The organism is Nostoc sp. C117, assembly GCF_043099735.1.
In the GTDB taxonomy this organism is placed as follows: domain Bacteria; phylum Cyanobacteriota; class Cyanobacteriia; order Cyanobacteriales; family Nostocaceae; genus Nostoc.
In genome coordinates this window covers 2,407,685-2,420,059 of sequence record NZ_CP170991.1, presented here as the reverse complement: position 1 = coordinate 2,420,059, position 12,375 = coordinate 2,407,685, and the positions used below count along the sequence as shown (strand labels likewise).

At 39.4% G+C, this 12,375-nt stretch carries 8 protein-coding genes; 2 read left to right on the top strand and 6 right to left on the bottom strand.

Annotation, left to right across the window (positions count from 1 at the left end):
• The first annotated feature begins 317 nt into the window (after nt 1-317).
• A complete protein-coding gene (locus tag ACFG4S_RS11005; protein ID WP_392534826.1) occupies nt 318-1,733 on the top strand; it encodes an AAA-like domain-containing protein in 1,416 nt (471 codons plus the stop codon).
• A 528-nt stretch (nt 1,734-2,261) separates the two neighbouring features.
• Here ACFG4S_RS11005 and ACFG4S_RS11000 read toward each other — a convergent pair.
• Nucleotides 2,262-2,639 (bottom strand): hypothetical protein, encoded by a 378-nt coding sequence (locus ACFG4S_RS11000; RefSeq protein WP_392534825.1) that lies wholly within the window; start codon nt 2,637-2,639, stop codon nt 2,262-2,264.
• Between the two features lie 562 nt (nt 2,640-3,201).
• On the opposite strand from ACFG4S_RS11000, the gene ACFG4S_RS10995 reads away from it, so the two are divergent.
• Complete coding sequence (locus ACFG4S_RS10995) at nt 3,202-4,398, top strand: AAA-like domain-containing protein (RefSeq protein ID WP_392534824.1); 1,197 nt, start codon at nt 3,202-3,204, stop codon at nt 4,396-4,398.
• A gap of 365 nt (nt 4,399-4,763) precedes the next feature.
• On the opposite strand, the gene ACFG4S_RS10990 is transcribed toward ACFG4S_RS10995, so the two are convergent.
• The 5 genes from ACFG4S_RS10990 to ACFG4S_RS10970 all read right to left on the bottom strand — a co-directional run bounded on the left by ACFG4S_RS10990 (nt 4,764) and on the right by ACFG4S_RS10970 (nt 11,484).
• Nucleotides 4,764-6,083, bottom strand: a complete 1,320-nt coding sequence (locus ACFG4S_RS10990) for an agenet domain-containing protein (protein WP_392534823.1) — start codon at nt 6,081-6,083, stop codon at nt 4,764-4,766.
• Nucleotides 6,084-6,283: 200 nt separating this feature from the next.
• Nucleotides 6,284-7,336 carry a D-alanine--D-alanine ligase gene (locus ACFG4S_RS10985; RefSeq protein ID WP_392534822.1) on the bottom strand — a complete coding sequence of 351 codons (1,053 nt, stop codon included), beginning with the start codon at nt 7,334-7,336 and terminating at the stop codon, nt 6,284-6,286.
• 565 nt (nt 7,337-7,901) lie between these two features.
• Nucleotides 7,902-9,293 (bottom strand): ATP-grasp domain-containing protein, encoded by a 1,392-nt coding sequence (locus ACFG4S_RS10980; RefSeq protein ID WP_392534821.1) that lies wholly within the window; start codon nt 9,291-9,293, stop codon nt 7,902-7,904.
• A gap of 123 nt (nt 9,294-9,416) precedes the next feature.
• On the bottom strand, nt 9,417-10,250 hold the full coding sequence (locus tag ACFG4S_RS10975) for an O-methyltransferase (RefSeq protein WP_392534820.1): 834 nt from the start codon (nt 10,248-10,250) through the stop codon (nt 9,417-9,419).
• A 4-nt stretch (nt 10,251-10,254) separates the two neighbouring features.
• Nucleotides 10,255-11,484, bottom strand: coding sequence for a sedoheptulose 7-phosphate cyclase (locus tag ACFG4S_RS10970; protein WP_392534819.1), 1,230 nt, complete (start codon nt 11,482-11,484; stop codon nt 10,255-10,257).
• Nucleotides 11,485-12,375 lie beyond the last annotated feature (891 nt).

The window sequence follows — 12,375 nt, the reverse complement described above, 5'->3', positions numbered from 1 at the left end:
GGGTAAAGGGTAAGGGGGAAAGGGGAAAGGGTTTAAATCTCTTACCCTTTTCCCTTTCCCCTTTCCCCAGTCCTCACTTAGCATTTTTGGGTTGGTAGACTACTAGAGGCAAGAAAAATTAAAGTCCATAGATTTAATAGTTACATTTACTTGTATAGAGTTACTTAAATGAATACTAGGGCTAAATAGTGATTATTAATACACTTTACAAGTATTTTCTAGACAGCCAAATAACATTTGAATAAGCGTTTAAAAACATGAAACAATGAAGACACACTTAAGGCACTTACCGAAAAAGCAAATTAACAATTAAGGATATGAAACAATTTAAGAGCACGCGAAAGCGGGGACTTGTGTTAACTCCTATTGGCTTAAAACGCTTACAGACCGCGATTTTAGCTATGGAAAAGGCACAAAACAAGGGCGATCGCTTTACTCTAGAAGATTTACGCCTTCGCATGAATGTTTCTACCAAAACTCTCAGCCGACTATGGTCGTTGAATACAGGCGTCGATCAAAAAACTCTGAAATTGTGCTTTAGCGCCTTTAACCTAGAATTAACCAGTGAAGACTATGCAAGTCTAAGTGAAGCAAATAATACTGAAGGCTCTAAAAGTTTTTCACTGAATCTAGATACAGAAGAAGTAAATTTGTCACAGTCTTTATCCTTAGACTCATTTGTGATCCAAGACCGCGAGCAACTCGAAAGTCTTTGGTCATACCCAGATGGCCCGGTATCTTTAGATTCTCCGTTTTATGTCGATCGTCCGCCGATTGAGGAACTGGTTTATCGAGAAATAACTCAACCAGGTAGTGTGATTTGGATTCGAGCGCCAAGAGAGATGGGTAAAAGTTCTCTTGTCCTGCGACTGTTAGCTTTTGCAGAGATGCAAGCTTATCGCACAGTGAATCTGAACTGCAATCAAATCGATACAAAATGTCTAACAGATTTCAACAAGCTTTTGCGTTGTCTTTGCTGGCGAGTTGCAACAGAATTAGGCATTGACCCGAAGCTTGATGATAAGTGGGATGACGAAATAGGCTCTAAATTGAGTTGCACTTTGTACTTAAAATCTTATTTGCTCAAGCAGAGCCAAAATCCAGTAGTTTTTGTGTTGAATGAGATTGACAGCTTTTTTGAATATCCTCAAATTGCTGAGGAGTTGTTTTCTTTGTTGCGCTCTTGGTATGAAGCTGCACGACAAGATACCAACTTGCAGAAACTTAGGCTAGTGGTAGTTTACTCCACCGAAGTGTATGTCTGGCAAAATATCGACCAATCCCCATTGAATATAGGGTTACCTATCCGTCTGAGCGAATTTACTAAGGAACAAGTAGAATACTTAGCTCAACGGCATGGGCTAAACTGGTCTTCGGGTAAACAGGTTAATCGACTTATGTCGTTGGTGGGAGGACATCCAGCCCTAATTCGGATTGGTTTGTATTATCTATGCTGTCAAGGAATTTCTTTAGAAAATCTCATACAAGAAGCGATCGCTAATGGTGGCATTTATCGATATCATTTATGGCGACACTGGTCAATCCTCCAAGAAAAACCTCGATTAGCAAAGGCATACTCTGAAGTTGTGACGAGAAAGGACAACATTTCTCTCAATCCCATTGATGCTCATAAGCTCGAAAGCTTGGGGTTGATCCGGTATGAAGGCGATCGCATTTTACCGCGTTGCGAACTGTACCGTACTTACTTTCAAAAACAACTATCTACAATTTAATCATGGAACTGGAAACTCTCAATCATCCAAATGAGCAAGGCAAAAGTAAAAAGTAAAAAGTGAAAAGAAAGAAGTCTTATGCCCTAGTTTTTTTGCTTATTTCAGATGGCAAATTCATTTCAGCCAATCTGTATTAATCGGGTTGGCTGAAATAGATCAACCGTTTAAAATACTTTAAAAGTCTACCTTGTAAGCTTTTTTACTTTTTACTTTTTATTTCCCCTTTGAGGTTCTATCTATTTCTACAAGTAATTCAGTGCGGATAAATGAAATTATATTACAAAAAGTCAATAGGGTTCAAACCGTTGTCAATTGTATATTATTGAATGGCAAATATTGACTTTCAAATCTTTTCCTGATTTGTACTCTTATCATATGTCTAAAAAGTCGACTAGCATTAGTTTAAGCTGATTTCAGAGATATTTTAACCAATTATAGCGATCGCAGCTATCTTCTATTGTCCTAGAATTGTTCAAACTTATAGCTAAATTTAGCATAGATAATGTAAAAATTGATGATTACAAATAATTAACTAGCTAACCAATATAGATGATATTCTTCGATGAAAAATGTTCCATTATTTGAAGACATCTTGAAAAAAAAGTAATATTCTCCTGGTTCCCAAATACTAAATTCTTGCTCCTGTTCTTGAACATTGCCTGTTGAGCCACCATTAGGAATGGTCATGCTAGCAACTTGTGTTCCAGTCTCCACTCTCATGAGAAAAACTTCCAGCAAACAAAAGCCTTGTAATATGGCAGAATAACGAATTTTGAATCGGATTTTACCTCCATCTCGTAGGGTTTTTTGAATATAAACTTTTTCAGTCTGAATGGGATTACCAGACAATTGAATTCCTTGTCCTTTTATTAAACTTTGAATTTGTCTCTGATTAAATGAATTCATTCATTTTTCCTCCTTAGAAAAAGATAGTCTATTAATATAATTGAGATTTTGAGAAACTTTTTCTCGTTACTAGTTTTGTATCTTCTCATCATTGCCAATAAAATGCAATGCCAAATAAAACAATTAAAAAAAATCAATAAATCCTCTTAAATTCAGACATTTAAGACAGTTAAGACAGTTAAGACAGTTAACAAAAAAATAGTGATGATATCATTAGTAATTTGCTATGCCAGTCCTAAATTATTGGTGAAAAATTGAGATAGTTGTAATACCCCTGTACTCCCATGCTAGATGTTTTTTGCAAAGGGAGACACTGCGCTGTGATTTTAGACACATATCGATCTCCCCTACTAACTCCAAAATGAGGGAACCCCGAGTCAAAGTCTCCCTTTTTAATGAGGATTTAGGGGGAACTAAAACGTTTTGCTACTGACAAGAGGACTTTGAAAACAAGCTTTTAAATGCATATCAGCTTACCACATTGAATTTTGCTAAAAGCTATCTAAAATTCTTTAATAACTGTATTCTGGATTTTAAATTGTGTATTCCAGGTTCTCCTTGAATGAGATACCAAGTTGGCGGTAGCCTCTACTTTGACGATCCAACTTACATTGTACGTGAGGCAGACAAAAAACTTTTTACTAGTTTAAAAAGTGGTAATTTTTGCTATGTTTTAAACTCTCGTCAAATGGGTAAGTCATCGTTATTACACCGAACAAGTCATTACCTTGAGAAAGAAGGATATAAGTGCGTTTACTTAGATATAACGCAATTAGTTGGTGTAGATATTACACTGGAACAATGGTATAAAGGCATCATAATCAACCTATTATATGACTTAAATCTGGTAGACAAGATTAACTTTAAACAGTGGTGGAACATACAAGAAGGTGTTTCTCCTGTGCAAAAACTATACCGTTTCATTGAAGAAGTTTTGTTGCCAAATATTGATAGTTATTCTGAAACAGATGCTAAAACTAAAGGCATTTTTATCTTCATTGATGAAATTGATAGTCTGCTGAATTTGAATTTTCCGATCGATGACTTTTTTGCCTGGATTCATGATTGTTATAATCAGCAAGCATCTAACCAAAATTTCCAAGGTTTGGGATTTGCATTCTTTGGAGTAGCCAATCCATCTGACTTAATTGCAGACAAACACCAAACACTTTTTAACATTGGTACACCCATAGATTTATTCGGCTTTCGATTAGATGAAGCAAGACCATTGTTAAAAGGTTTAAATAGAGTAATTAGCCAGCCAGAAGTTGTGTTACAAGAGATTATGTATTGGAGTGGAGGACAACCCTTTGTGACCCAAAAAATCTGTCAGTTAGTTATCCAAACTACCTTAAAGACATCAACTAGAAAAATTGTCCTATCTCCAAAAACTGAAGCGTGTTGGGTAGAAGAATTAGTGCGATCGCACATTATCCAAGACTGGGAATCACAAGACGAACCGCAACACCTCCGCACCATTCGCGATCGCCTACTTTTCAACCAAAAGCATGGAGGACGATTACTAAGTCTTTATCAACAAATATTGCAAGCAGAGGAACAGAGAGGCAGAGCAAAAATAACTAATACCCAATGCCCAATACCCATTAATGATAGTCTAGAACAAAGAGAACTTTTACTATCAGGATTAGTTGAGAAGCACAACGGCTATCTAAGAATTAAAAATCCCATCTACCGGACTATTTTTAATTCTGAATGGGTGTTAACTCAGTTAAACAATACTTTTCAAAATAGTAAATAGTAAATAGTCTAATTACCTGATTAGGTTGCTGCTAAAAATTTAATTGATGTTTATACTGGCGATTTTTTACTAGCTAATTGTGTGATAGCTAGACTGTTTTTAGTTTCCCTCGCTCGTTAGTTAGATTTTCGGACTATTCCCCAAGCGTTAAGGTTGATAGCTAACCAAATTCAAATGATTTTTGACACGCTATTTGACCACCCCTATTCCTCTTATGGAATGCCTGTGAGTCCAACGTTTGAGAGAGAAAATATTTTCTCTCTCGACAATTAATGCACCCTACTTTTTCAGGTGGGTTCGGGGGATCTTACAGAAAAAAACACGTTAACCGAACCGTATTTGATCGCCCCGTAATCATTCAATAGTTAGCGAATTTCATCGTTATCAACCCATTCATCATAGGATGAATCATAACCCGCGTAACTAACAAAGTATTGCTGACCTTGGACTTGCTGAATTGTAGCAGAATACCAAGCCTCTTGGTCTTCATCCCAACATTTTACCTTTTGACCCACTGCATATCCATTATCATCAGTAGAGCGCAGATCGCGAGTACGAATATCATCTTCGCCTACCCACTCGTCATAAGATGAACCGTAACCAAGATAATGAATGAAAAATTGATCGTCTTGGATTTTTTCAATTGTTCCCTGATACCAATCCCCTTCATCATCATCCCAAACTTCTACTGTTTTGCTCACTTCATACTGATTATTATCAGACTTAACAGCAGAAGAAACATCTTTGATCGGTTTTTGCGCTTCTTGCTTTTGTGCTTCTTGTTTAATTTCCTCTTTTACTAAAGCATAAGCTTGCAAAATCAAGCTCCGAGCAACAGTTTGAATTCCTGTATGTTCGTAGTAATTGGTAGTTTGATCCAGGAATGCTGCTACGAAATCTAAATTATCGTCAGCAATCTGAATAAAATTACCCAAATTACTAGAAATTGATTGTGGGGTTATGCCTGTTTTAGATACTAAGTCATTCATCCACCCTTGTACAGAATTGAAACCTTGATTAATAAAACCAAGTTTATCTGAGGGATTATTACCTGGGAGAGAGTTATTAACAGCTAAGAATACAGGATTTTGAGCTATTATGCTAGTATCAGCACCACTAATAATTGAGTGAATTTTGTTGAGAAAATCTGGACCTAATGGGAGAATTCCATCTAGACAAACTAAAGCAACCATCCGTATTAAGGATGCATTTTGATAGTTGTTAGTCAGGGAATTAGCAAACTCTTGAGGATTAGGTTGAGGAATGCCATTCAGTTTGCAGAAGGCGATAATTTCGACAGCAATTTTCAGTACCAAATCAATCGATTGAGTTACGTCGGCTTTAGGGGTAACTTTGCTTAAAAAAGAAAGAAAGCCGATTTTCTCACCAATTTTATTGGCTAAAGCAGCTGTTGCCATCGCTGTGTCTGCTTTATCAATTGTTTGATAAAGTTGGATAGCACCCTTGTAGCCTTGTTGAGGATCTTGATATAAAATAACAGCCCGATCGCTAATTTTCTGGATTACCTTAGCATCGGTTTCTCCTGTAATGGCGCGGATATTACTCTCAAACCCGACCAAATTAGTCCATTCACCTGGTGCTACATAATCAAGAGCTTTTAAAACTTTGACAGTGATATTGTCAGTTGGTAATTCGTCAACCAACTGAATAATTGATTTATCCATCAGCCGATCCTCAAAACTCCAGTTACAACACAGTTCAGATAAAACTACACAAGTATTAATTGCTACCTTTTTGGAGGCAATTGTTGGTTAACACTGCGGGAATTACCGAACCGTATTAATAGAGTTCCCAGAACCGATCCAAAAATAACTTTGGCGATCGCCAAAGTACTGTATAATTTACCAAATCCAGGCATATCAGGCTAGCGATCGCAATTCTGCAACGCCTTTTTATTATTGCCCAAGGTTTCATTGATAGCCGTCATTAATAACTCATTAAGAGGAATTCCGGCTGCTTTCGCCATACAGGAAATCACACTTTTGGGAGCAAAAGAACAATACAACCCCGCTTCTAAGAACCAAGGTTGTCCCTTTGGGTCGATGCGGAAGTCAAACAAACTGTAGTGACGACAACCCAAAGCCTGATGACACTTCTTAGCCACTTGCTGAACCTTTTGTGTAATCGGGTCTTTAGGGTCTACCATCCAAGCCTTGATATTATCTTTAGCGGCACAATCCAAGTTGCCATCGTCCGTTTGTTTGAGTTTATCAGCATAGTTGCGGATCGGTTTCTCGTGAGGATCTACCAGATACTCTTCAAGGGGTAAACCCACTAATTCCCCATCTTTTACAATGATGCCACATCTGACTTCTCGACCGAGTTCGATGAATTCTTCTACAATGACTTCCGAAGCATATTCAAATGCTTGCTTCAAAGCAGCGTCATAATCACTAGCCTCTTTGACTAAGGTCACCCCTAAAGAGTTGTCGGAACTTGCCGGTTTGACGATCGCAGGAGGTGTAATTATCGGCGTATCTCCTTGGCGCAGAAGTTCTCCACGAGGCACTTTCACCCCTGCTGCTTCGACAATTGCTTTGGCTCTAGCTTTGTGCGCTGCGATCGCCATAAGATCTGGAGTATTGCCTATATAAGGGATCTTCAGCAGATCGAATAAGGCGCGGTAGTGAGTCATTCCCGGAATACAAAACATTTGTGGTAACACCAGGTCAATGTTTTGCGTTGTTATAAACTGTATGGCATCAAACAAAGAAATCGGTTTGGTGTCAGCAATATCTTCTCTATTGAGAGAACGAGGAAATCGCCACTGGCGATCGGGTGTGATGTATGCAATCTGAAAATCATAGCGCGGCTCTGCGGTTGCTGTCAGACAGTCTTGAGCATAAAGGCGCGACAAATCACAGTAAAAATTATTGTGTGCAGACCCAACTAAATGAAGAATACGAAGTACTGCCATGATTCATCTTCCTATCTACTATTAGAATTTATATATAAACCAAAGACACACAGATAAAAATAGTCTTTTAACAGCATTAATTTTGTCAGGTAAACTCATTCTTAATTTTTCTTACTTTGCGTCCTTTGCGGTTCGTTCTCTTAACCCTAAAAATTAATACGATAAACCCCTAGTAGTTCGCCAAGTGAACTTTGCGGGGTAAAGGGTAAGGGGGAAAGGGGAAAGGGTTTAAATCTCTTACCCTTTTCCCTTTCCCCTTTCCCCAGTCCTCACTTAGCATTTTTGGGTTGGTAGACTACTAGTGGTCTATCCGATTAATTTTGCAAGGTTTGTAGTGAGCGATTTATCGCTCAATTTTAAGCACTGAAGTGCTTACTACAAACTTTTATGAAGAAGGGGAAAGGTAAAAACCCTACTTCGTCTGGCTGCGCGCTTTCGCCCGAAGTCAAGCGACAATCATCATCCCTTTCCCCCTGCCCCTTATCCCCACTTCGTGGGGGCCCCACCTTCCCCTTTAACCTTTTCCCTTTTATAAGCCTTCATAACTAACTAATGGCACAGACTACTAATCCCCACCCAACTCCACCAATTTGCCAATATTGAAGTCTATTTTTACCCAGCCTTTGAGTTGTTGGAGATTCTTCAGCAAAAGTAAAGGAATTTGCCAATGATGCAAAGTCAAAAATGGTACAGGATCATCAAAGCGGTAAATAGCATCAGTGCCTCGCACCAGCGTATTAAATGATCTTTGCAATTGTTTCCAGGAACGAATACCAGTTAGTCGCCAGATTTCGTGATATGTGAAGTAAGTGGGCTTACTACTTACTAGGGGTTCCAGAGGTGCAGCTAGGGGGGTTTTCCCAAGATACGCATCTGCAACACCCGGATGGTTGTAGAACATTGTGATTGCCGAATGAGTGCGAGGATTGCATTCAATGGCGTAAACTGTACCGTCTTGGGCTTGGATAAAGTCAAAAGAAACTTGCCCAGTCAGTGCCAAACTCTTGACAAAGTGTTGCACCCATTCGCGGATTTGGGGGTTTTCGACGTTTTCATAGTTGATTTGAAACGCAGAAGAGTCGGAACAGCAATGCAATCTTAATTCCCCATCCCGGACTGTACTATGTGTGCATAATTCCTTACCAGGAATAAACTCTTGCATAATCCAAGGTTTTTCGGGACTGATGGGTAAACTATTGACAAAGGCTGCTGTTTCTTCTGGAGTATCGCAGGGAAGTTTGGTTAAATTTAAGCGGCGAACGGAGTCGTAATCAATACTTTTAAGAATATATTTGCGAGTTTCTTGACTAAAATCGAAATTGATAACTTGTTGAGGATCTATAATTTTAAAAGACTTGGGGACAGACAAACCAAGCGATCGCGCTCGATCGGTAAAGGCAAATTTATCATCTAGCATCTTGGTTATATCTGCATCAAAGTGGAAAACTTCGCAGTATTGGGATAGTGCAGGCTTTGCTAAAGAGTCGTAGTAACTAGCGACAGGACTGCATACAGGTACATAGACGTCAACTTTTTCCTTTTTAACGATTTCTACAAGCGCCTGGATATAGCCGTCTGGGTCTGATTCTGGTGCTGGAACTGTATAAAAACGACTTACAGCCTTAGAGAATCTATGTCCAGATAACCAGTATTTGTGACCTTCAATCAAAATTACTCTGTGTCCCGCTGCATGGAAGGAACGGGCAAGTTGCAAGGCTTTGGTCATCTTGGCTCCACTCACCAAGATAGTCTGAGGATCAGCAGCGACGACAGCTTTTTTTGTAAACGGCAAAATGCCCCACAGCAAAGATATCAACACTATCAAAGCATTGAACGGCAAGGCGATTAATAATAATGTTAAAGTACCAAGAGTCTTCAATAAAGCCACTACCTTTAGCCGAACACCAGTTGATGACTTTGGAGATTGAGGTAGAGATAAAGATATTGATTGTGTCATAAGTCTTTGAAAGTAGAAGAGGCAGGGGGAGCAGCACTTCGGCTTCGCTCAGTGACCGGGGAGCAGGGAAAGCAGGAGAGCAGGGGGAGAAAGAATTGTCCCCCTTGTCCCCTTGTCATCTGATTACACCACGCGTCTAATCAGAGTCACACCATCTCGTATGGGTAACAGAACTTGTTCTACACGAGGATCGGCGGCGACAACACGGTTGAACTGAGCGATCGCTTCACCATTGGCGGTGCGTTGTTCTGGTGGTAGGTAAACTTGTCCCTGCAACAAAGTATTATCCACGCAGATTAAGCCGTCAAGAGTCAGTAAGTTACTATCCAAAATAGTCTGGAAGTACTCTACATACTCTTTTTTATCGGCATCGATGAAGATCAGATCGAATACTTCTTTTCTCGTAGCCAGCTTGTGGAGTGTCTCTAAGGCAGGTGCTACTTCCACAAAGATTTTTTCGCCGTGGGGAGACTGACTAAAGCAAGCTTGAGCAAATTCGGCGACGTAGGGATCTACTTCGCAACCGATAAGTTGTCCGTCGGTTGGTAGAGCTTCTGCCATTGCCAAGGCTGAATACCCTGTGAACATTCCTACTTCTAGAATGCGCTTTGCCTTGGTCATGTGAACAAACATTTTCAATGTCTGTCCTTCTAGATGTCCTGAGAGCATTTCCTGCTCTAGTTGACGCACTGTTTCCCCATCACTGAAACGTTTACTCCAGTCTTCCTTGCTGGTTTTTTGTGCCAATGCTGTTAAGGCGATGGATTCGGGGGTGGTGTAATCATCCAGATAGGGATCTAAACCCGCCGCTAATTCAACTCCCTGACGCAAAGAATCTAATATCTCTACGGGAATGTTGTTCTGCTCTGCTAATTTGAGGGTTTGCTGTAGCTGGGCTACTAAGATGCTATGTGGCGTTATTGGTCTAGCTGTTTCTCGTCCTAAAACACTCGTCATCTCTTCAGACCCCCAATAGCTGAGCTTCTTGACTTTCAATATATGCGTCAATTCCTTCTCCGCCACGAAGATATTTAGCACAAAGACGTTTGTGTTCGGCTAAAGCAGCATGAAGTTCTTCACGAGTTAGATCGTTAGCAAAGAAGCACTCACCTATGGGACAAGGCATGGCTGCACGTAGTTTGCCATCTCGTGTCAAGCTTATAGATTGGGTAGCATCCCAGAGCAGATCCTCATCTAGTAGAGGATGATCGAGTGATAAACCTATACGACTCATCAAGTCTAGAATGCGATCGCGTTCCCGTGTTGGAATATAGCCCCGTTGTGCTGCAATGGTTGCAGACAAAGCCATATCTATATTGACGGCGTGGCCATGATATAGGGGTATATGAGGCGCTAATTCTAGGGTAGGACTCCAGGTATGGCCGTAAGCAATGACGCGATCGAGGTCTATTTCATGCAAGTTTGGAGTCTCTAACTCCAACATGGTTTTGATGGCTTCGTAGTTAAGTTTATGGGCAATTTCTTTGAGTTTCGGTGTCCCATTCACGTGGCCAAAATGAGTGTCAAGCAGTTCTTCGCCATATTCGTATAGCATCTCAAAGACTTCAGAGTTAGCAACTACAGCAATTTTGACTAACTCTGCCATTCCATTACGAACTTGAGACGTTGGCAAGGTTTTCAAAAATGAGAAATCGAGGATCACTTTCAAAGGTGCATGATATGCGCCCAAACGGTTTTTCAACTTCCGATGATTAACTGCTACCTTAATCGCTACACCTGCATCGATTAAACCAATCAACGTGGTAGGAATGCGAATGAAGTTACTCTTGCGACGGTAAGCAGCGCAAGCAAACCCAGCTACGTCAGTTACTAAACCACCACCAACGACTAAGACTGGTTCTTTACGAACTAAGCCAAAGTCCGAAAAAGCGTCAACAATTTTTTCAAAAGTTGCCAGAGTTTTAGCTGGCTCTGTAATGATGATAGGAAATACTGTGAGATCAATGTCATAGTGTCTAAAATATGACCTGATTTGCTCGCCATAAATGTCATAGACATTGGCATCAATTACAGTCAGACAGCGACCAAATTGTGCATAGCTATCTGCTATTTCTCTGTTTTTAATATCAAATACACCGTTCACATACACAAGACTAAAATCAATTTTTTCGTAACCTTGCACGTGAAACGCAGCTTCCGTAGCTTCAAAGGATGCTTGAACCTTATTCATGTCTTTTGACCTTATTCAAATTGAAGAAAAAATTCGGAGATTTCGACAATAATTGCGATTTACTCTAAATGCCAGCAAAAAACAATGCTCTTTCTCATTTGAGATGAAAGGCAAGAAAAAACAAGCTTTCAATAAAAAGCTTAATTTTATTACTGACTAGTAATGTTCTTAAACAACACTATTCATTTGAGTAAATTCTGTATGTGGGTTAACCTCGAATTTGGAATAACCTCTCAGCTAGTCAATTAATCCCATTGACAATATCTTGCCATAAAACTTGCACTATTTCTTTCGGGATTGTTGACTTAAATTTTGGGAATTCATCTTAATTCAGATTCATTCCAGTATGGTTCACTCTAATGGCTTTCCGATTGTTCGATTTCGTAAAACTTCTGTCCTGGAGAAATGCTCGTATTGTTGTTCTCCAAGCTTTAATTTCAGGTTAGAACCCTGATTAATCCTTAGTTCGCTGTTTTTTAGCATTAGTATCAAACCCTATATTACTAAACTCGCTACATTCTATTTGGTTCAGAATGACAGTGGACTTTTCGGAAGTGTACCTGATTTTGAATTAACTCCACTCTGTTTTGCTTTAGTGGTTTTACGACCGTTCGACTTTGCAAAAATCCTATCTTAGTCAACTAGTTATATTGTCTATTTCCAGGTTGATATTTGAGATTACAGGTATTGTTAATCCTCAGATTGCTGTTTTTTAGCATTACTATCAAATGATTAAAAACTCAGATGAATCAATAGACTCTATTGATAATAACAGTATAATTCATGCTCTATTCAGTTAACTTACTGCTCAGTATTCAATCTACCTACCTCAGTAACTCCTGAAATTCAGAATTTATATCTGAGTCGTTATTAACAAAACTTAAACTTCAT